The organism is Kitasatospora sp. NPDC059160 (assembly GCF_042755465.1).
GTDB lineage: Bacteria > Actinomycetota > Actinomycetes > Streptomycetales > Streptomycetaceae > Kitasatospora.
On the sequence record NZ_JBHZCN010000024.1, the window covers coordinates 20,123 to 40,446 of the forward strand.

General features: G+C 73.9%; 19 protein-coding genes and 1 pseudogene. 12 read left to right on the forward strand and 8 right to left on the reverse strand.

The features are described 5' to 3' along the window. Positions 1-104 precede the first annotated feature (104 nt). Positions 105-1,079 carry an iron-sulfur protein gene (locus ACFXOZ_RS12760; protein ID WP_380589875.1) on the forward strand — a complete coding sequence of 325 codons (975 nt, stop codon included), beginning with the start codon at positions 105-107 and terminating at the stop codon, positions 1,077-1,079. 48 nt (positions 1,080-1,127) lie between these two features. On the opposite strand, the gene ACFXOZ_RS12765 is transcribed toward ACFXOZ_RS12760, so the two are convergent. Then, positions 1,128-1,442, reverse strand: coding sequence for a DUF6191 domain-containing protein (locus tag ACFXOZ_RS12765; protein WP_380589878.1), 315 nt, complete (start codon positions 1,440-1,442; stop codon positions 1,128-1,130). Between the two features lie 119 nt (positions 1,443-1,561). Between ACFXOZ_RS12765 and ACFXOZ_RS12770 the strand changes: the two genes are divergently transcribed. The 6 genes and pseudogenes from ACFXOZ_RS12770 to ACFXOZ_RS12795 all read left to right on the forward strand — a co-directional run bounded on the left by ACFXOZ_RS12770 (position 1,562) and on the right by ACFXOZ_RS12795 (position 8,156). Then, positions 1,562-2,323, forward strand: coding sequence for a dienelactone hydrolase family protein (locus ACFXOZ_RS12770; RefSeq protein ID WP_380589881.1), 762 nt, complete (start codon positions 1,562-1,564; stop codon positions 2,321-2,323). Positions 2,324-2,440: 117 nt separating this feature from the next. Then, positions 2,441-2,761, forward strand: coding sequence for a hypothetical protein (locus tag ACFXOZ_RS12775; RefSeq protein ID WP_380589884.1), 321 nt, complete (start codon positions 2,441-2,443; stop codon positions 2,759-2,761). Positions 2,762-2,824: 63 nt separating this feature from the next. Then, positions 2,825-3,475 (forward strand): annotated as a pseudogene (locus ACFXOZ_RS12780) (alpha/beta fold hydrolase); the annotation flags it as partial. A gap of 112 nt (positions 3,476-3,587) precedes the next feature. Then, a complete protein-coding gene (locus tag ACFXOZ_RS12785; RefSeq protein WP_380589887.1) occupies positions 3,588-5,669 on the forward strand; it encodes a serine/threonine-protein kinase in 2,082 nt (693 codons plus the stop codon). Further along, a complete protein-coding gene (locus tag ACFXOZ_RS12790; RefSeq protein ID WP_380589890.1) occupies positions 5,666-6,007 on the forward strand; it encodes a glutaredoxin domain-containing protein in 342 nt (113 codons plus the stop codon). The genes ACFXOZ_RS12785 and ACFXOZ_RS12790 overlap by 4 nt, the downstream gene beginning before the upstream one ends. A 553-nt stretch (positions 6,008-6,560) precedes the next feature. Further along, positions 6,561-8,156 carry a M4 family metallopeptidase gene (locus ACFXOZ_RS12795; RefSeq protein WP_380589995.1) on the forward strand — a complete coding sequence of 532 codons (1,596 nt, stop codon included), beginning with the start codon at positions 6,561-6,563 and terminating at the stop codon, positions 8,154-8,156. A 379-nt stretch (positions 8,157-8,535) separates the two neighbouring features. Here the strand turns inward: ACFXOZ_RS12795 and ACFXOZ_RS12800 are convergent, their stop codons facing one another. Together ACFXOZ_RS12800 and ACFXOZ_RS12805 are read right to left on the reverse strand one after the other, a co-directional pair. After that, positions 8,536-9,531, reverse strand: coding sequence for an ABC transporter substrate-binding protein (locus ACFXOZ_RS12800; protein WP_380589893.1), 996 nt, complete (start codon positions 9,529-9,531; stop codon positions 8,536-8,538). A gap of 58 nt (positions 9,532-9,589) precedes the next feature. Then, positions 9,590-10,378 carry a MerR family transcriptional regulator gene (locus ACFXOZ_RS12805; RefSeq protein ID WP_380589896.1) on the reverse strand — a complete coding sequence of 263 codons (789 nt, stop codon included), beginning with the start codon at positions 10,376-10,378 and terminating at the stop codon, positions 9,590-9,592. A 225-nt stretch (positions 10,379-10,603) separates the two neighbouring features. On the opposite strand from ACFXOZ_RS12805, the gene ACFXOZ_RS12810 reads away from it, so the two are divergent. The 3 genes from ACFXOZ_RS12810 to ACFXOZ_RS12820 are packed head-to-tail and all read left to right on the forward strand — an operon-like array spanning position 10,604 to position 14,126. Further along, on the forward strand, positions 10,604-12,190 hold the full coding sequence (locus ACFXOZ_RS12810; protein WP_380589899.1) for a flavin-containing monooxygenase: 1,587 nt from the start codon (positions 10,604-10,606) through the stop codon (positions 12,188-12,190). Beyond that, positions 12,187-13,218, forward strand: a complete 1,032-nt coding sequence (locus tag ACFXOZ_RS12815) for an alpha/beta fold hydrolase (RefSeq protein ID WP_380589902.1) — start codon at positions 12,187-12,189, stop codon at positions 13,216-13,218. Before ACFXOZ_RS12810 ends, ACFXOZ_RS12815 begins: the two co-directional genes overlap by 4 nt. Next, complete coding sequence (locus ACFXOZ_RS12820; RefSeq protein WP_380589905.1) at positions 13,215-14,126, forward strand: SDR family oxidoreductase; 912 nt, start codon at positions 13,215-13,217, stop codon at positions 14,124-14,126. The genes ACFXOZ_RS12815 and ACFXOZ_RS12820 overlap by 4 nt, the downstream gene beginning before the upstream one ends. 93 nt (positions 14,127-14,219) lie before the next feature. On the opposite strand, the gene ACFXOZ_RS12825 is transcribed toward ACFXOZ_RS12820, so the two are convergent. After that, entirely contained in the window at positions 14,220-15,566 is a 1,347-nt protein-coding gene (locus ACFXOZ_RS12825) for a PLP-dependent aminotransferase family protein (protein ID WP_380589908.1), read from the reverse strand. 100 nt (positions 15,567-15,666) lie between these two features. Between ACFXOZ_RS12825 and ACFXOZ_RS12830 the strand changes: the two genes are divergently transcribed. Beyond that, positions 15,667-16,347, forward strand: coding sequence for a LysE family translocator (locus ACFXOZ_RS12830; protein WP_380521046.1), 681 nt, complete (start codon positions 15,667-15,669; stop codon positions 16,345-16,347). Here ACFXOZ_RS12830 and ACFXOZ_RS12835 read toward each other — a convergent pair. The 4 genes from ACFXOZ_RS12835 to ACFXOZ_RS12850 form a co-directional block, all read right to left on the reverse strand. After that, positions 16,344-17,381, reverse strand: a complete 1,038-nt coding sequence (locus ACFXOZ_RS12835) for a serine hydrolase domain-containing protein (RefSeq protein WP_380589911.1) — start codon at positions 17,379-17,381, stop codon at positions 16,344-16,346. The genes ACFXOZ_RS12830 and ACFXOZ_RS12835 overlap by 4 nt on opposite strands. Then, a complete protein-coding gene (locus tag ACFXOZ_RS12840) occupies positions 17,378-18,310 on the reverse strand; it encodes a DUF6895 family protein (RefSeq protein WP_375891362.1) in 933 nt (310 codons plus the stop codon). Before ACFXOZ_RS12840 ends, ACFXOZ_RS12835 begins: the two co-directional genes overlap by 4 nt. Further along, the gene (locus ACFXOZ_RS12845) at positions 18,307-19,041 is read right to left on the reverse strand and encodes a hypothetical protein (protein WP_380521052.1); all 735 of its coding nucleotides are present in this window, start codon (positions 19,039-19,041) and stop codon (positions 18,307-18,309) included. The genes ACFXOZ_RS12840 and ACFXOZ_RS12845 overlap by 4 nt, the downstream gene beginning before the upstream one ends. A gap of 91 nt (positions 19,042-19,132) precedes the next feature. Further along, entirely contained in the window at positions 19,133-19,333 is a 201-nt protein-coding gene (locus ACFXOZ_RS12850) for a hypothetical protein (RefSeq protein WP_375891366.1), read from the reverse strand. A gap of 154 nt (positions 19,334-19,487) precedes the next feature. On the opposite strand from ACFXOZ_RS12850, the gene ACFXOZ_RS12855 reads away from it, so the two are divergent. Beyond that, positions 19,488-20,261: an SDR family NAD(P)-dependent oxidoreductase gene (locus tag ACFXOZ_RS12855; protein ID WP_380404085.1), complete on the forward strand. Its 774-nt coding sequence runs from the start codon at positions 19,488-19,490 to the stop codon at positions 20,259-20,261. Positions 20,262-20,324: the final 63 nt, after the last annotated feature.

The window sequence follows — 20,324 nt, forward strand, 5'->3', positions numbered from 1 at the left end:
TACATCACACCGGGGTGCGCAGCTCGGTGGTCGGTGCACCCTTTGAGGCATTGTAAGGTGAGCCTCACCTTAACGATCACTCGGAGTCGAACTCGGGAGTGCGGATGGTCCCCGGAACACCCCTGCCCGTCGCACCCGCCTGCTCCCGGCCGGTCGACTCCCGGCCCGTTCGCCCCGGGGACCGGTCGACCGCCCTGAGCGGCCTGGCCGACCGGACGGACCGGACGGAGCTGGCCGACCCGACCGCCCTGGCCGCCCTCACCGGCGACTACCGGCGGCTGCGCGACCTCTGCCCCGCGCTCCGGCTGCACCTGCTCGACCCCGCCGAACCCGACCCCTCGGCCGCCGACGGCTGGTACTCGGGCGCCCGACTCGCCGCCGACGAACGGGCCCTGGCCGCCGTCCTGGCCGGGGCGGAGGAGCGGATCGCCGCCGAACACGGCCGCGCGCCCCGCCCGCACGTCACCGCCTCCCGACTGCTCCACCACTACGCCTGGTCCGTCTGCCTGCTCGTCGCCGGCCCCTGGCGCCTCGCCCGGCGCGTCCCCGCCGTCGACCCCGCCGACCTCTGGCTGCACGCCCCGACCGGCGACCTCGCCCTGCGCCCGCGCGGGCACGTCACCCTCCCCGGCGACGACGAACTGCGCGCCGAACTACGGGCCGCCGTGGTGGCCCACCTCGAACCGGTGCTCGCCGCGTTCGCCGGACCGACCCGGCGCCGCGACCGCGCGCTCTGGGGCATGGTGACCGACGACCTCGCCTCCGCCGTCTGGTACCTCGGCCGGATGCTCGACGCGCAGGACGACGCGGCCGGGGGTACTACGGCCGGGAGCGCTACGGCTGGGGGTGTCACGGCCGGGGAGGACGCCGCCGTCGTCGCCGCCGCGGCCCTGCTGCCCGGCGGCACCCTGCCGCTGCCCGGAGCCGCCGACTTCCGCCGGCTGCGCACGCCGGACGGCCAGGACCACCACACCCGCACCCGGCTCGGCTGCTGCCTCTACTACGCCGTCGGGCCCGAGGCGCTCGCCTGTCTGACCTGCCCGCGCACCACGGACGAGGAGCGGATCCGCCGGTTCTGACGGACGGTCCACGGAACGCGCCCCGCCCCTGCCCGGCCCGCGCCCGCCCTAACGCTCGGTGCCGGTGCCGGGGCCTTTGGCGCCGTCCGGCCGGCGCAGCACCGCCACGCCACGGTCCAGGTCGACCCCGAAGTGCGGCGGGGCTCCGGCCAGGGTGTCGTCCCGGCGGGAGGTCTGCTCCCGGCGCTGCTCGACCTGGATCCGCTTGCCCGGACTGAACAGCGCGTGCATCTCGCCCAGCACGCCGCCACCGCCACCGCCGCCACCACCGGCCCCAGGCGTGCGCTCACGACGACGCGGCGAGGACTCGGACCACACCTGCCAACTCGCCAGTAGCACCAGCCCGACCGCGGCCAAGGCCACGCACGCCACTCCCACGACCAGCCCCATGTCAGGCCCAACGTGTCGTCCCGACATGAGCGTTCCCGGTTCCGGGCCCGCAGCGGTTACGCTGCCCGCGACCCTAAGGAGAGCTCTCACCCATGACTGTGCGCGGAACCCTCGTGGACATTCCGGCAGCAGACGGCGCCGCCGACGCCTATCTCACCCACCCCGATGACGGCCTGCCCCACCCCGGCGTGCTGCTCTACCAGGACGCCTTCGGGCTACGGCCCCACCTGAAGGCCATGGCCGACCGGATCGCCGAGGCCGGGTACACCGTCCTCGTCCCCAACCTGTACTACCGCAGCGGCCGCGCACCGCTGGTGGAACTGCCCGAGATGATCGACATCGAGCAGTGCGACGAGATCTTCGCCCAGCTCGGCCCGCTGCTCCTCGCCGCCAGGGACCCGGAGACGGCCGCGCGCGACGCGGGCGCCTTCCTGGCCTGGTTCGAGGAGTCCCCGCTGGTCCAGGACGGTCCGATCGGCGTCACCGGCTACTGCCTCGGCGCCTACCTGGCCCTGAGCGCCGCCGTCAGCCACCCGGACCGGATCGCCGCGGTCGGCGGCTTCCACGGCGGCCACCTCGCCACCGACCGCCCGGGCAGCCCGCACCTGCGCGCCGAACGCATCACCGCGGAGCTGTACTTCGGCCACGCCGACCAGGACGTGTCGATGCCGCCCGAGCAGATCGCCCGCCTCGACGAGGCGCTCACCGCCGCCGGGGTCCGCCACCGGGCGGAGGTGTACGAGGGCGCCGGGCACGGCTACACCCAGGCTGACACCACCCGGTACGACGCGGGCGGTGACGCCCGGCACTGGTCGGCACTGTTCGACCTGTTGAAGCGCAACCTGTCGGCGTAGCGCCCCGGTTCGCCGCCCAGGCACCCCAGGTGCCCCAGGCACCCCAGGGCCCCCGGCCGGTCGTGGACGGAGCGACGTAGGGTGGCTCCGTCGTGACGGCCGGCCGGGGGGGCGGAAGTGGCAACCAGCAGGTGGGGTGTGCCGGCCGGCCGGGCACCGGCCCTGACCGGAGTTCAGCAGGCCATCGCCGAGGCACTGGCCGAGCACCTGCCCGGCGGTGTGCGACGGGGTGAACTCGACCGTGGCGGACGGGCGTTGCGCTGGCTGGAGGCAGGGCCCGGCGCGGTGCCGGTGCCGGAGCCGGGCGACGGTCCGGGGTCGGGCTCCGGGCCGGGTGGCGGTGTGCCGGTAGTGCCGGTCGTGCCGGTCGTCCTGGTCACCGGGATGGGCACCAGCTCGCTCACCTGGGCCCCGCTGCTGCCCGAACTCGCCGGGTGAGCCAGGGTCGTGGCGTACGACCGGGCCGGGCTCGGCGCCAGCTAACCCGACCGCTCCCCGGCCCCGACCCTGGCCGCGCAGGTCGCGGACCTGGCCGCGCCGGTCCGGCACCTGGACGCCGGGCCGGTGGTGCTGGTCGGGCACAGCTGGGGCGGGCAACTGGCTCAACTCCTGGCCCGGGAGCGGCCGGAACTGGTCGCCGGACTGGTCCTGATCGATCCGGCGCACGAGGACTTCCGACCGCGCGCGATCAGCGTGATCGAGTCGCTGCTGCTGCAGATCGGGCTGCTCCGGGCGGCGCGGGCGCCCGCCGGGTTGGGGCCGAGGGATGCGCCGGGGCCGGGGGATGCGCCGGGCCCGGGCAACGCGGCGGACCGGGCCGAGGCGGCCGTCCTCGCCCACCCCCACCAGCGGCGGGCCGTACGGGCCGAGAGCCGGCTGTCGAACCGGGAGACCGGGCAGCTGCGCCGTCTCCGGGCCGCCGGGCCGTCACCCGAGGTGCCGGTCATCGTGCTGAGCGCGACGCTGGGGCTGCCCCGAGGGCTGCGGGCCCGCTTCACCGCCGCGCAGGCGCGGATCACGGCCGGTGCCGCCCTCGGCGTCCACCTGGTGGTGCCCGGGGCCGGGCACGCCGTCCACCAGGACCGGCCGGGGGTGGTCGCCGAGGCCGTCCGGGCCGTGTCCCGGCAGGTCCGAATCGCCCGGAAGGCCTGACTTCCGGGGGCAATCCCCCTCCTCACAGCGGCTGCTGGGCCCGCGGCACGCTCTGGCACACTGTGTGCCGACGACCCGGCGGGGAGGGTCATGACACCTGGGGGCAGGGGAGATGAGTAGCGCGGGCACCGTGCTCGGCGGGCGGTACACGCTGGTCGAGAAGGTCGGCGGCGGGGGGATGGGGTCGGTCTGGCGGGCCGAGGACGGGGTGCTGGCCCGGCCGGTCGCCGTGAAGATCCTCCGCGCGGACCTGTTCGAGGACGGCACCGGCCTCCAGCGGTTCCGCCGTGAGGCCCAGCTGGTCGCCGCGGTCGACCACCCCGGCATCGTGGGCGTGCACGACTACGGGGAGAGCGGCGGGGACGGCGACGACGCCCACTGCGCCTACATCGTGATGGACCTGATCGAGGGCCGGCCGCTGGACCGGGTACTCGAGGACGACGGTCCGATGAGCGCCGAGCGGGCGCTGCGCCTGCTCGCCGACGCCCTGGACGCGCTGCACGCCGCCCACCGGCGGGGGATCGTGCACCGTGACCTCAAGCCCTCCAACCTGATGGTGCGCGAGGACGGCGGGGTGGTGATCACCGACTTCGGCATCGCCCGGGCCGTCGCCAGCACCAAGCTCACCGCGCCGTACGCGGTCATCGGCACCGCGGCCTACATGTCCCCCGAGCAGGCCTCGGGGGAGACCACCGGCCCGGCCTCCGACCTGTACTCGATCGGCGTGGTCGGCTACGAGCTGCTCGTCGGGCGTGTGCCGTACCAGGGCGAGGGGCCGCTGCAGGTCGCGCTCAAGCACGTCAACCAGCCGGTACCGGAGTTGCCGGAGACCTTCCCGGCGGCGGTCCGGGCGCTGATCGCCACCGCGCTGGCCAAGCAGCCCGAGGACCGCTTCGAGAGCGCCGCCGGGATGGCGGCGGCGGCCCGGGTGGCGATCGGGCTGCCGGGGGCGGCCCGGAAGGCTGCGGACAGCGGGACGGTCGACCTCCGGGCGGACGCCGGTGCGGCCCCGGCGGGCGGTGCGGCCGCGGCGGCCGCTGTTGGGGCCGGGGCCGCACCTGGGGCCTCACCTGGGGCAGTTCCCGAAGCCGGTGCCGCGCCCGCTTCCCCGACCGGTGCTCCGAGCGGCGGCGCCGCCGTCGTCCCGGCGGGGGCCGCTGTCGGCGCCGCACCAGCCGCTCCGGAGCAGTTGGTGCGGACGGACCCGCAGGCGGAGACCGAGCCGGGCCGACGCCGCTCGCGCCGTACCCTGCTGCTCCCGGTGGTCGTCCCGATCGTGATCTCGATGGGCACGGCGACGGTGCTGCTGGTCGACCGCGGCCCCGGCCGGTCCGACGCGGCCGTGCCGCCCGCCGCCCAGCCCACCGTGGTGGTGACGGTCCCGGCGGCCCCGGCCGCCACCACCCCGGCCGCAACCACCTCCGGACCCGTCACGCCGTCACCGACCGACACCCCGTCGGCCGCCCCGAGCGCCGACCAGCAGGCCACCGTCGGCGGGGCGCCGCCCGGCACCCAACTGCCCGTACCCGTACCGGCCCAGGGCGGCGGCGGAAGCGGCGCCGCCCAGGGGCGCGGCGGCTCGAATCCCGGTGGCGGCGCGGCCGCCGGCGGGGCTTCGGGGGGCCAGCCCGCCGGCGGGGGGACGGCGGCGGACCAGCCGCCGTCCAAGCCCGGCAACCCGGCCTCCCAGGGCGGCGGTTCAGGCGGCTCGGGCAGTTCGGGAGGTTCAGGTGGTTCGGGCGGTTCGTCGGCGGGTGGGAACCCGCCCGCCCCGCCGGCGGCCGGCCGCCCCGCGTCCTGCGGCGGCAGCAGTTGGAGCACCATCGTCAGCGTCAAGGACGGCCGCCCGATCGGGATGCGCAGCGACAACCTCAACGGCGACAACCCGATCGTCCTCGGCGGCGCCTCGCAGTACGGCTGGGTGCGCGCCACCGACCCGGGCAACTGGATCCTGTTCAACGCCTGCAACAACGGCGGCCCCCAGCTCGTCCAGACCATGGACGGAAAGGTCGTGCTGAGCAACGGCTACAGCTTCCTGACCCGGTGGACGGTCCGCAACGGCAGCACCCCGGGCTCGTACACGCTGGGCGACTACCAGAACCAGTCGTGCATGACGGACAACGGCCCCGGCAACGAGCTCACCATGGTCGCGTGCACACCCGGGAACACGGCGCAGGAGTGGAGGCTGCAGTGACGGACGCAACGAGCGGCGCGGCGAGCGGTGCAACGAGCGGCGCGGCGACGGACGGTTCGGCGACGGACGGGGTGGCCGGGAGCGGTGAAGTGGTGCTCTACTGGCGCCCCTTGTGCACCTACTGCATGAAGCTGCGGTTCGGGCTGCTCTTCACCCGCCTGCGGTACAGCCGCCGCTTCACCCGGGTCAACATCTGGAAGGACCCGGACGCGGCCGCCTACGTGCGCTCGGTCGCGGACGGCAACGAGACCGTGCCGACGGTGCGGGTGGCCGGCCGTCCGATGGTGAACCCCTCGTTGCGCCAACTGCTGGCCGCCGCACGGGAGTACGGCGCGTAGGCGGCCGGTCACCGGGGCGCCGGTCCTATCAGGCCGTCGCCCCGGCGGGCAAGGGCGTTCGATGGCGGGACCTCGCCAATGGGGCGTCAAGGGTGTGTATGGAAACTTCTACAAGGATGTAAAAGCCGATCGGCCGGTCATCGGTATTGACACCCCGGCCGGTGGTCGGTGACCGATCCGCTGTCGGCGCAGGCGGTCGGGCCTGGTTCGGATCGGAACCCCCTGCAAGGCCGCTCGCATTGCCCCGGTTTGACCGCCTTTTGAATCCCTTTACCAACTGGCGGGACCTGGCCAATCACTGATGCAGACCTGTCAATTCATCTGTTGGATTGTCATGCTTCTGGTCACCCCCCAGCGGTAGCCCCCACCCCCACCCCTCGGTGGCAAGCCGCTCGACCGCACGGGGTTCCTGCACGTCAGCGCCCGCTCCGCCCCACAGGTGCCGACCCCGGCCCCCGGAGCGTGGTGCGACCGCGCCCAGACGCGGTTTCCCGGAAGGACTCTTACGTTGAAGCGTAAGCTCGCTGCTGTCGCCGTGCTCTCGGCCACGGCCATGCTGACCGGTGTCATCCAGGTGGCCACCACCGCCCAGGCCGCCCCCGCGGCCCCGTCGCTGCAGGCGCAGGCCGCCTCCCAGCACGCGGCCGTGCTCGCCGTGGCCCAGGGTCAGTCCACCCCGCTCGCCCAGGTGCTCGGCCTCGGCGGCCAGGAGAAGCTGGTGGCCAAGGACGCCGTCGTCGACCAGGACGGCACCAAGCACCTGCGCTTCGAGCGCACCTACGCTGGCCTTCCGGTGATCGGTGGCGACCTGGTCGTCCACCAGAAGTCCGACGGTGGCGTGAAGTCGGTCGACAAGGCCGTCTCCGCCCGGATCGCGCTGCCGAGCCTGACCCCGAAGATCCCCGCGGACAAGGCCGCCGACCAGGCCGCCGGCACGGTCAAGGCCACCATCGGCCAGACCATCGACGCCGACCAGGCCCCGATCACCGGCGTCCACCAGGTCGGCAAGGCCGAGCTGGTCGTCTGGGCCACCGACGGCAACCCGCGCCTGGCCTACCGGACCACCGTCGAGGGCGTGCGCGCCGACGGCACCCCGAGCGCCCAGATCCTGGTCACCGACGCGGCCGACGGCAAGGTCCTCTCCACCCACGAGAAGATCGAGACCGCCACCGGCACCGGCAACGGCATCTTCGTCGGCCAGGTCTCCCTCAACACCAACCAGAACGGCTCGCAGTTCGAGCTCAAGGACACCAGCCGCGGCGGCCAGTCCACCACGGACATGAGCAACAGCGAGTCGGGCAGCGGGTCGCTGTTCGCCAACCCGAGCAACAGCTTCGGCGACGGCACCAACAACAGCCGCGAATCCGCCGCCGTGGACGCCCAGTTCGGCGCCGCCACCACCTGGGACTTCTACAAGAACACCTTCGGCCGCAACGGCATCCGCAACGACGGCGTCGGCGCCCTCAGCCGGGTCCACTACGGCTCCAACTACGTCAACGCGTTCTGGAGCGACGACTGCTTCTGCATGTCGTACGGCGACGGCAACAACAACAGCGCCCCGCTCACCGAACTCGACGTGGCCGGCCACGAGATGAGCCACGGCGTCACCGCGGCGACCGCCAACCTGAACTACTCGGGAGAGTCCGGCGGCCTCAACGAGGCCACCTCCGACATCATGGGCACCATGGTGGAGTGGTACGCCAACCTGCCCGCCAACCCGCCGAACTACCAGATCGGCGAGCTCATCAACATCAACGGCGACGGCAAGCCGCTGCGCTACATGGACCAGCCGAGTCAGGACGGCAACTCGGCCGACTACTGGGACGCCAACGTCGGCAACCTGGACGTGCACTTCTCGTCCGGCGTGGCCAACCACTTCTTCTACTTGCTGTCCGAGGGCAGCGGCGCGAAGACGATCAACGGGTTCAACTACAACAGCCCGACGGCGGACGGCTCCTCGCTCGCCGGCATCGGCCGGGACAAGGCCGCGCAGATCTGGTACAAGGCGCTGACCGCGTACTTCACCTCGACGACCGACTACGCGGGCGCCCGTGTGGCCACCCTGAGCGCGGCGTCGGACCTGTACGGCGCCAACAGCGCCGAGTACAACGCGGTCGCGGCCACCTGGACCGCGGTCAACGTCAACTGACTCGGGCCTGAACCGGGTCGGGCCTGAGTTGGGCAGGCCCGACCCGGGGCGCGTCCGAGCAGGTCCCGGTCGGACTGTGGGTGCCGAACGGCCGGGTCGGGCGGCGGGGGCGACGGTGTGCGGACCACCGTCGCCCCCGCCGTCGTGCGTGCGTGGCGGCGCTGCGGGGTGGCGCTGCGGGGCCCGGGTTCGGGTTCTGGCGTCGGGTGCGTCGGACGGCTGACGGGCGACAGACGACAGACGACAGGCGACAGGCGACAGCGAACAGATAACGGATGTCAGATAACAGATGTTGAAATCTGTCATCTGTTATCTGTTTGCTGTGATCTGTTCGCCGTGATCTGTCAGTCGCCGGCCGTCCGTCCCCACCCGCCGGCCGTCACGCCAGGTCCTTGCGGATCTGGTCCAGGATCAGCCCGGCTCCGGTGTAGCCGATGCCGAGCATCCAGAGGCTGTCGTCCACCTGGTACACCCGGCCGGTGCGGACGGCGTCGATGTTCTTCCACAGCGCTCCCTCGGTGATCCGGGCCCGGTCGGACTTCGCCGCGTCCCCGTACACCGAGTAGAAGATGACGTCGGCCGCCGCCTGGTCCACCTGCTCGGGGCTGATCTCCAGTGAGAACCCCGGCTTGCCCTGGTTGGCCGGGCGGCCGAGCCCGAGGTCCTTGAACAGCGAGCCGACGAAGGTGTCGTCGAGGTAGAGCCGGGTGGGCGCGCCGGCCAGGAAGCGGGCCATCTCGACCCGGGTGGCCGCTGCCTTGGCCGGCCCGCCCAGTGCGGTCACGAGGTCCCGGACCTTGGTCCGGTACGCCGCGTCCGCCGTCTCGGCCTCGGTCGCGCGCCCCATCGCCTCAGCGTGCAGCTGGACGTTCTCCTTCCAGGTCGGGCCGGTGGTCCTGGACAGTACGGTCGGAGCGATCCTGGAGAGCTGGTCGTACCGCTTGTCGTCGCGGACCTGGTTGCTGAGGATGAGGTCCGGCCGCAGCGCCGCGATCGCCTCCAGGTTGGGCTGGCCGATCGCGCCGACCGCCTTCGTCCCGGCCAGCCGCTCGGCGGGGAGGTACCCGGGGAAGGGCGCGCCCTCGCTGACGGTGGTGGCGCCGACCGGGCTCAGCCCGAGGGTGACCACCGAGTCGAGGGCGTCGGTGTCCAGGGCCACCACCCGCGCGGCCCGGTCCGGTACGGTGCTCGTGCCGCGCGCGTGCTGGACGGTACGGGTGCCGCCGGAGCCGGTCGGACCGCCGCCCGGCGTGGGGGAGTCGGCCCCGCAGGCGGCGAGCGCGAGGCCCGGGGCGAGCCCGGCGGCGAGGCCGAGTGCCGTGCGGCGACTGAGAGTTCGGCGGTCGGGGGTTCGACGGCCGAGGGTGCGGGGCATCGGCGGCTCCTCAACGGACTGACGGGGCGCGGAAATCCCTGCCCGCCCAGCCGACCCGCTACGCCTCGGAGTCGTACTCCCGTCGCTGGCGCAGCAGTTCGGCGTACTCGGCCCGCACCCGGCGGTCCATCGCGAGGGTGAACTGCGCGTCGGCGACGGTGCGGGCGAGCGGCCGTACCCGCAGGATGCGTTCGGTGAGCCGGGCCGCCTCGCCCGGCGCCAGCGGGGTGTCGGCGGAGAGCACGCTGAGCAGGTGGTCGCTGACCACGTCGATGAAGATCTCGGCGATGGCGTCGACGTGCTCCCGGGTGCGCCGGCTGGCGTCCAGGACGGCCGAGAGCGGTACGCCCTCGGCGACCAGCTCGGTGGTGGCGTCCATCAGCCGGCGGCTGACGTGGGTGATCCCGTCCTCCTCGACGGTGATGTAGCCCTGGGCGATCGATTCGGCGGTGTTCTCCTCGGTGAGCTGGTCCCCGAAGGCGGCTTTGAGCTCCTCCCACTCCAGGCGCACCGGGGTCTCGTCCGACCAGGGGGCGACGATCGCGGCTTCGAGCCCGATCAGCTCGGCGACGTCCCGCCCGCTCTCGCCGGCGCCGATCAGTTCGGCGATCCCGCCCAGGGTGTGGCCGCGGTCGAGCAGTTCGCCGATCATCCGCAGCCGGGTCAGGTGCTCCTCGCCGTACCAGGCGATCCGGCCCTCCTTGCGGGGTGGTGGGAGCAGCTTGCGCTCACGGTAGAAGCGCAGGGTGCGGGTGGTGATCCCGGCCGCTTCGGCCAGTTCCTCCACCCGGTACTCGCGTTTTCTGTCGCCCGCAGCAGCTCTGACCTTGTCCACGGCGATCAGCATAGGTCCGTCACGTCGGCGGCGGGCCCTGGGGGAAGTCCGGGGACTTCCGGTGGATCCGGGCCGTCGTGCTTCTTCCATCCGGTGTCAGCAAGGACTATCCTGCCAACCATGCCAGTGATTACTGGCGCGATTGGCAGGGTTCCGGGGCACGGCCCCGGAGGTTTCCGAGGGCGCCGCCCCCGGAAGAGCGTGAAGACCACCGCCCCACCCTCAGGAGGAGGCCGCATGGCATCCAGCAGCAAGCGCCCCCGCCCCGGCGCGACCCCGGCGCCCGACCCCGGCGCCGCGACGGAGGCCGTACCGCACGTGCGGGTGGCCGTGATCGGCTCCGGCTTCGGCGGCCTCGGCGCGGCCGTCCGACTGCGCCGCGCCGGCATCACCGACTTCGTCGTCCTGGAGCGCGCGGACTCGGTCGGCGGCACCTGGCGCGACAACAGCTACCCCGGCTGCGCCTGCGACGTGCCCTCGCACCTCTACTCCTTCTCCTTCGCGCCCAACCCCGACTGGCCGCGCAGCTTCTCCGGCCAGCCCGACATCCGCGCCTACCTGGAGAAGGTCGCCACCGTCTTCGGGATACGCCCCCACCTGCGCTTCAACGCCGAGGTGCTGGAGGCCCGTTGGGAGGCCGAGCAGACCCGCTGGCGGATCACCACCGCGGCCGGCCAGTGGACCGCCGACGCCGTCGTCTCCGCCGCCGGACCGCTCGCCGACCCGCAGATCCCCGACCTGCCCGGCCTGAGCGCCTTCCCCGGCAAGGTCTTCCACTCCTCCCGCTGGGACCACGACTTCGACCTGGCCGGCAAGCGGGTGGCGATGGTCGGCACCGGCGCCTCCGCCGCCCAGATCATCCCGTCGATCCAGCCGAAGGTCGGCAAGCTGACCGTCTTCCAGCGCACCCCCGCCTGGGTCCTGCCGCGCCGCGACCGCGAGATCAGCCAGCTGGAGAAATGGCTGCACGGCCGGCTGCCGGTCACCGCCAAGATCCGCCGCGGCACCCTGTTCGCGCTCCGCGAGATGCAGGTCGACGCCTTCGTGCGCCGCCCCGGGCTGCTGCGCGTCGTCCAGCAGCTCGCCGAACGCCACATCGCCCAGGGCGTCGCGGACCCGGCGCTGCGCGCCAGGCTCACCCCGGACTACCGGATCGGCTGCAAGCGCATCCTGCTCAGCAACACCTACTACCCGGCGCTCGCCGCGGCCAACACCGAGGTCGTCTCCTCCGGCCTGCGCGAACTGCGCGGCTCCACCCTGGTGGCCGCCGACGGCAGCGAGCACGAGGTCGACGCCATCGTCTTCGGCACCGGCTTCCACGTCACCGACATGCCCGTCGGAGCCCGGGTGTTCGGCGCGAACGGGACCAGCCTGGCCGAGGAGTGGAAGGACGGGATGGAGGCGCTGCGCGGCTCGGCCGTGCACGGCTTCCCGAACCTCTTCTTCGTGATCGGCCCCAACACCGGCCTCGGCAACAGCTCGATGATCCTCATGATCGAGTCCCAACTGAACTACATGATCGACGCGTTGACCACGCTCGACACGGTGGGCGCCGCCGCCATGCAGCCCACCGTCCGGGCCCAGCGGCAGTGGAACCTGGAACTCCAGCACCGGATGGACCGCACCGTCTGGACCACCGGCGGCTGCCGCAGCTGGTACCTGGACCCGAGCGGCAAGAACACCGTGCTCTGGCCCGGTTCCACGACCTCCTTCCGCCGCGCCACCCGCAAGGTCGACCTGGGCGAGTACGAGCTGATCATGCGCACCGGGCCGAGGACCACCCGTTCCGCCGCTTCCACCGCCGCCCAGGAGGCCACCGCGTGAGCACCGTCCAGCTCCCCGCCGAGTACGTCCAGCCCACGCCCGTCGAGGAGTTGAGCATCCGATCGGCGGACGGCATCCGACTGCACGTCGAGGTGCACGGCCAACCCGGCGCTCCCACCGTGGTGCTGTCCCACGGCTGGACCTGCTCGACCGCCTTCTGGGCCCCGGTGATCCGCGAACTCTCCGACCGCTACCGGCTGGTGGCCTACGACCAGCGCGGCCACGGGCAGAGCGAGATCCCGCCCAGCCGGGCCCGCTACTCCACCCGGGCACTCGCCGAGGACCTGGCCGCCGTGCTCGCGCGGACCGTCCCGGCGGGGGAGCGGGCCGTGCTGGCCGGGCACAGCATGGGGGGCATGACCATCATGGCCGCCGGCGGCCGCCCCGAGGTCGCCGAGCGCACCGCCGCGAACGTCCTGATCTCCACCGGCCCGGCCGACCTGGTCGCCGAACTCACCGTCCTGCCGGACGGCCTGCGCGCCCCGCGTCTGCGGCGCTTCCTGCACCGGCAGCTGCTGCGCTCCCGGATGCCGCTCGGGCCGGTCTCGGGAGTGAGTCGGGCCGCGCTCAAGTACGCGACCATGGGGCCGGGTTCACCTGCCGGGCAGGTCGAGGCGACGGCCCGGATCGTGCACGCCTGCCCGGCCGCGGTCCGCTACCACTGGGCCGGAGTGCTCGACCGGCTGGACGTACGGGCCGGGCTCGGCCGGATCACCGCCCCCACCGCCGTGGTGGCGGGCACCGCGGACCGGCTCACCCCGCCGGTGCACGCCCACCGGATGGTCGCCGAACTCGCCGACCCGCAGGGGCTGTTGCTGCTGCCCGGGGTCGGTCACATGGCGCCGCTGGAGCGTCCGGCGGAGGTCGCGGCCGAGATCCACCGGATGGCCTCCGCCCACCTGGCGGGTGCACCCACCGGGACCGCTTCCGTCCCCGCCCCCGCTCCTGCCGTCGACCCTGCTCCCGCCGTCGACCCCGCCGTCGATCCCGCCGTCGATCCCGCCGTCGAGAGGACCACCGTCGCATGAATGCCATTCCGCCGCTGTCCGCGCAGGTCGTGGTGGTCACCGGGGCCGCCCGTGGAGTCGGCGCGTCGCTGGCCCGGAAGCTGGCCCGGCGCGGGGCCAAGGTCGCGCTACTGGGGCTGGAACCCGAGGAGTTGAAGGCCGTCGCGGCGCAGTGCGGCGCCGCAGCCACGGCGTGGGAGGTGGACGTCACCGATCTGGAGGCGCTTGCTGACACCGCCGAGCGGATCAAGGAGCACTACGGGCGGATCGACACCGTGGTCGCCAACGCCGGGATCGCGATCGGCGGACCGCTCGCCGACAGCGACCACCGGGCGTTCAGCCGGGTGATCGAGGTCAATCTGCTCGGCAGCGTCGCCACCGCGCGGGCCTTCCTGCCGGTCCTCACCGAGAGCCGCGGCTACCTGCTGCAGATCGCCTCGCTCGCCGCGCTCACGCCCGCACCGCTGATGAGCGCCTACTGCGCCAGCAAGTCCGGGGTGGAGGCCTTCGCCCACTCGATCCGCGCCGAGGTCGCCTACCAGGGCGTCAAGGTCGGTGTGGGGTACCTGAGTTGGACCGACACCGACATGGTGCGCGGTGCCGACGAGGACGCCGTGCTCAAGCAGATGCGCAGCCGGCTGCCGTGGCCGGCCAACAAGACGTACCCGCTGGAGCCGGCCGTGGACCGGATCGTCGCCGGGATCGCCCGGCGCTCGGCCCATGTGTACGCCCAGGCGTGGCTGCGCGGGATGCAGCCGGTGCGCTGGCTGCTGCCGAGCCTGATCGCCGTGGTCGGCTCCCGCGACGTCGCCAAGCTCGCCCCGCAGCTCGCGGCCACCGCCGCCTCCCGCCTGCGCGCGGTCGGGGCCGGCGGCGCGGCTGACACCGCGGTGCGGAGGGAGCGGACGGGGCGGGGGACTGACGGCTGACAGCGAACAGCTGACAACTGACAGATGACGGATAACAGATGACGGATAACAGATGACGGATAACAACTTTCGAAATCTGTCATCTGTCAGTTGTCACCCGCCACCCTCACCCGCCCCCGCGATCCCCGCCAGCACCCCCAGCGCCCACCCCAGCACCGGCAACGGCGGCGAGGCCAGCCCCACCCGTACCGCGGACGGCGTGCTCCGCGGGTCCACCGCGAAGGCGGCCGCGGGTGTGACCGAGATGCCCGCCCGGGCGGCCGCGGCGACGAAGGTCTCCGCCCGCCAGGCCCCCGGCAGCTCCCACCACAGGTAGTACGAGCACCGGTCCGCCCGCAGCCGCTGTCCGGCGAGCACCTCCCGGGCCAGCGTCTGCCGGGCGGTCGCGTCCGCCCGCTTCGCCGCCGCCACCGCGGTCGGTGTCCCGTCCCCGATCCAGCGCACCGCCGCCTCCAGTGCGAAGCCGTTCGGCGTCCACCCGCCGGCCCGCAGCGCCCCCGCGACCCGCTCGCGCAGCGCGTCCGGGACGACCGCGACCCCGGTGGTCAGTCCGGGGGCGAGCCGCTTGGAGAGGCTGTCGACCAGCACCGTCCGCTCGGGCGCCAGCGCGGCGAGCGGAGCCGACCCGGGCCGTAGGAAGGACCAGATCGCGTCCTCGACCACCGGCAGGTCCAGTCGGCGCAGTTCCCCGGCCAGGGCCGCCGCCCGCTCGGGCGGCAGGCTGGTGCCGAGCGGGTTGTGCAGCCGGGGCTGGACGTACACCGCGCTGAGCGGCGCCGCGCGGTGGGCCGCCGCCAGGGCGTCGGGCCGCAGCCCGTGCTCGTCGACCGCGAGCGGCACCAGCCGGATGCCCAGCTGCCCGGCCACGGCCTTGACCACCGGGTAGGTCAGCGCCTCGACCCCCAGTCGCCGCCCGGGCGGCACCAGCGCGGCGAGCGCCCCCGCGACCGCCTGCCGCCCGTTGCCCGCGAACAGCAGCTCCCCGGGGTCGGCGCCCCAGCCGCCCGCATCCGTCGACAGCAGGTCCGCGAAGGCCCGCCGGGCGGCCGCCGTCCCCGCCGCGCCGACCGGCCGCAGCGCCTCGCCGAGCGCGTCCGCCCGCAGCAGCGGCGCCAGTGCGGCGGCCAGCAGTTCGGACTGCCCGGGCACGGTGGGGTAGTTGAGCTCCAGGTCGATCGGCGCGTCGGCCGGTTCGGCGAGCGGGATCCGCCCGTCGTCGGCCGCCGTACCGCGCCCGGCCCGGACGAAGGTGCCCCGGCCGACCTCGCCGACGGTCAGCCCGCGCCGGGCGAGTTCGCGGTAGACCCGGCCGGCGGTCGAGGCGGCGATGCCCCGGCGGCGGGCGAAGGCCCGCTGGGTGGGCAGCTGCCCGCCGGGCCGTAGCCGTCCGGTCATGATGTCGGCGGCGACCTCGTCCGCGATCAGCCGGTAGTCGTCCATCGGTCCCCCACTCCTTCGCGCCCCGGGAGGCCGGGGGCTCATTGCACCGAGTGCAAAGCCATCATTGCATCGAGGCGGCTCCGCGCCCTAGCCTCCTCGCATGGACGAGCTGGATGCGTGGGACACGTTGACATCCGCCGTGGACGGCCACGCCGTGCTCGGCATCGCCGCCGTGGCGCTGGGCATGGTGCTGTCGCCGGGACCGAACATGATCTACCTGGTGTCCCGCTCGATATCCCAGGGCCGCCGGGCCGGACTGGTCTCGCTGACGGGCGTCGCGACCGGTTTCCTGGTCTACCTGGTCGCGGTGACGGCCGGAGTGGCCGCGGTCTTCTCGGTCGTCCCCGCCCTCTACACCGGGATCAAGCTGGCCGGCGCCGGCTATCTGCTCTGGCTGGCCTGGAAGGCGGTCAAGCCCGGCGGTGCGGCGGTCTTCGCCCCGCAGCAGCTGCCGCCGGACCCGCCGCGCCGCCTGTTCGCGATGGGCTTCCTGACCTGCCTGCTCAATCCCAAGATCGCCATCGTGTACATCTCGCTGCTGCCCCAGTTCGTGGCGCCCGAGCGCGGCCACGTCGCCCTGCAGAGCCTGGTGCTGGGCCTGGTCCAGATCGTGATCGCGGTCACCGTGAACGGCCTGATCGCGATGACCGCGGGCGGCATCGCGGGCTTCCTGGGCCGCCGCCCGGCCTGGCTGCGCGTCCAGCGGTACGTGATGGGCACGGTGCTCGCCGGTCTGGCGGTGCACATCGCCGCCGACCGGGCCAAGGCGGTGGCCGTCTAGCCAGCCCGGGCGGCGGCCCGCAGCAGCTCGTACCCCGCCTGTACGAACCGTCCGTTGAGCGCGGGCGCGGTGTTGGCCAGCGCGGCGACGGCGGCCGGTCCCTGCGGCGCGAAGCCGACGAAGGCGGTGAACCCCCGGGTGCCGCCGGAGTGGAAGTAGAGGTCCCGCCCGCCCGACTGCCGGTGCATCCAGACCAGGCCGAGCCGGTCGGTCGAGTGCGGCAGCCGCAGTCTCAAGCGCTGGACGTCCCGCGCCGCTGCCCCCAACTCGCCGTCCGAGCCGTCGAGATGGAGCCGCAGATAGCGCATCAGGTCGGCCCCGCTCGCCCGTACCGCGCCGGCGCCCGGGAGGCCGGGGATCCGCCAGGGCGGCAGCGCCCGCCCGCGCCGGTGTCCGACCGCCTGCCCCGGTGTGTCCGGCGAGCAGCCCGTGGAGCGCAGCCCCAGCGGTCGGCAGATCCGTTCGGCGAGCAGCTCCCCGTACGGCATCGCGGCGGTCTCGGCCAGGGCCCGGCCGAGGAGCGCGACCCCGTAGTTGGAGTACCCGTACCGGCTGCCCGGCGTCCCGCGTACGGTGGTTCGGGCCAGTCCGTCCCTCAACTGCTCGTCGCCGTACGCGGCGTAGGGGTTGCTGGACCAGGCCGGCGCGGCGCTCGCGAGCAGCCCCGGCGGTAGGCGGGGCAGGCCGGAGGTGTGGGTGGCCAGGTGCAGCAGGCGGATCGGTTCGGTGGAACGGACGCGCGCCGGGCGCCAGTGGGGCGGCAGCCGGTTCTCCACCGGGTCGTCCAGGGCGAGTTCACCGCGTACGGCCAGGTCGGCCAGCAGCAGCGCGGTGAAGGTCTTGGTCACCGAGCCGAGTTCGAAGACGGTGTCCGGGGTGCACGGCGGCGCGGTCGGCCGGTGCCCGAGCCGTCCGTGGCACCGGATCTCCTCCGCGCCCCCTCGTGCGACGGCGACGGTGACGGCGGTGGCGTACGGCCCGGCCGCCCGCACCGCCCGGGCGACCAGCGGGTCGAGTCCGGGGGCCGGGTTCACCCGGCCGCCGTGGTCGCGCCGAGCGCCCGGGCGAGCGTGATGTCCCCGGCGACCACCGCGACGACGGCGGTGTGCTCGTGGTCGCGGAACGCCCGCTCGGGGTCCTCGTCGACGGGGTCGGTGTCGCGGGGGAGCAGTCCGTCCTCGCGTTGGACGGTGGCCAGCGCCTCCCAGCCCTGCCGCCCGGTGGCCGGTTCGCCGATGCACGCGTCGACGACGAGGAGTTCGGCCACCAGGTCCCACTGTCCGATCTCCGCCCAGATGTCGAGCCAGACCGGCAGCCAGTCGCGCAGGTAGTCGCGCATCGGTGCGGGCAGGCCGTCCGGGCGGGCGCCCCAGTCGGTGAGGTGGAACACGGTGTGGGTGACCTGGTAGCCGGTCATCCAGTTGACGGTCCAGGGCTCGGGGGTCGCGCCGAGCCAGGTGCCGGCGGCCAGGGCGGACCAGTCCGGCCGGTGGCCGAGCCCGACGATCCGTCGGGCGTTGGCCACGGCGAGCCGCCGGTTGGGCTGGACCTCGGCGGCGTGCACGGACCGCAACCGGCTGAGCGAGTCGAGGAGTTCCTCCAGCGCGGGGTGGCGGTACCCGGCCCGGGCGAAGTGGGCGTAGGTCTCCAGCGGGTCGGTCATGGTCAGGTGGCGCAGCTGCCGCTCGTAGAGCAGGTCGCCCTCGCGCAACTGCGCCCAGGCGTGGTCGAGCAGTTCCTGCGCGGCCCGGCTGTCGGCGGGCCCGGTGACGCCGTCGCGCAGTACGAGCGAGGCGGCCAGGGCGACTTCGCCCAGCGGCTTGTAGACGTCGTTGGGGTCGGCGAGGTCGATGACGATGTCGTCGGGGATCCGGCCCAGGCCGTTGCGGTGGGAGGTGTGCAGCCAGCCCAGCGCGCGGGAGGCGAGCCGTTGGGCGGTGGCGAGGACGAGGGTGTCGGTCACGGTACCCGGTTCCCTTCGGCGGTCGGCGGCCGGGAGCGCAGGAGCAGTCGGCGGGCGGCTTCCAGCTCCAGTCCGGTGCGGGCGCTGCCGTCGCCGGCCAGCCGGATCCGCTCCAGGACGGGTTCGAGTTCCAGCCGCGACGGGTGGCCGTCGGCGGCGGCCCGGGCGAGCCAGCGGGTGAGTCGGGCGGCGGTGGTGAGGTCGCGGCGCAGCATGGCGCGGACGGTGCCGCGGGCGAGCGCCGACGTGTTCGTCCGGGCCGTCTCGTGCACCGGACCGTCGAGGCCCGGCAGCGCGAGCGCGGACAGCTGTGCCATCCGCACCGACCAGGCCTGCCAGCCCATGGCGGCCGGGTCGGGGAGCGGGGCCGGTTGTGCTCCGGCGGTCCCGTACGGCGTGCGGGCGAGCAGTTGGCCGGCCGCCCAGTCCTGCCACCCGATCACCAGTTCCGCCTCGGGCGAGGCCGGCGCGGGTGCCGGGAAGGCGCGTCGTCCTTCGGACAGGAGGGCCGCGGTGGGGCCGTCCGGTTCGGTTCCGGTGAACAGCTGCGGGGCGAACAGGTCCGCTCCGAGCACGCGTACCGCAGCCAGCAGCGGGCGCGTGGCGGCGGTGTCCGGGTCCACGATCGCGGCGGCGCCGTCTCCGTTGCGGAGGGCGTCGAGGGTCCGGCCCGCCACCTGTTCCACGGCGGCGGCGTAGGTGTCGCGCAGCGGCGTCTCGGCGAACGGCATCGGTGGTGCCTCCCTTGCGGGCGCTGGGTCCCGGTACGGAGTGGGCCGGTCCGCCGTGGCGAACCGGCCCGGCGGTCGGGCCGCCCGGGGCTCACCGGGTCGGCTTCTCCTTGGGCTGCTTCGGCGACAGCAGGATCAGCGCCAGCAGGACACCGGCGGCCTCGGGCGAGTACGTGGGCGCGTCGGACACGACGGCCTCGTCCTCCACCATCAGGCTCGCGAGTGTTTCGGCCTCGGCGAGCGTCGCGCTGCGTGACGCCGAAGCGGTTTCGGTCCGGAACTGAGTAAGCATCAGATGTGCCTCCTCGTCTGGTTTTCATCACCCGGTCGGGCGATGCCCCTGTCCGACACTACGAGCACGATCCGGTGCCTGCATCCGCAGCCCGCTGAGCTGGGACGTTGCCCTGGGTGTGGGCGCGGCTGCGGTGAGTCGGTACGGTCTGGGCATGACCACAGCCTTGATCACCGGCGCGACCGCCGGCATCGGAGCCGCGTTCGCGCGCCGGCTCGCCCGCAGCGGATACCGCCTCGTCCTGGTGGCCCGCGACACCGAGCGCCTGGAGCGCGCGAGCGCGAACCTGCAGCTCAAGTACGGCGCGGAGACGGAGGTGCTGACCGCCGACCTCGCCACCGACGAGGGCATCGCCGCCGTCGAGGCCCGGCTCGCGGACGCCGCCCGCCCGGTGGACCTCCTGGTCAACAACGCCGGCTTCGGCAACAAGGGCGCCTTCGGGACCGTCCCGCTCCAGGACGAGCTGGACATGCTCAAGGTGCACGTCGAGGCGATCCTGCGGCTGACCACGGCCGCCCTGCCGGGGATGCGCGAGCGCGGCCGGGGCGCGATCGTGAACGTCGCCTCGGTGGCGGCCTTCCTGCCGCGCGGCACGTACGGGGCGAGCAAGGCCTGGGTGGTCAGCTTCACCCAGGGCGTGCTGCGCGACCTCGGCGGGACGGGCGTGCGGATGATGGCGCTCTGCCCGGGCTTCACCCGGACCGAGTTCCACCAGCGGGCGGGCATGGGCACGGGCAACATCCCCGCCTGGTCCTGGCTCTCGGCCGAGCGGGTGGTGGACGAGGCGATGCGTGACCTCGCCCGCGGTCGCTCGGTGTCCGTGCCGGGCAAGCGCTACAAGCTGGCCGTGGCGCTCGCCCGGGTGCTGCCGTCCGGCAAGCTCGGCGGGCTGTCCTCGAAGGCGGCGCGCACGTACCGGACGAACTGACGCGCGCGGCGGCCGGTCGGCCGGGCGGGGACAGCTCCAGCGCGAGGGAATCCAGTGGGAGGG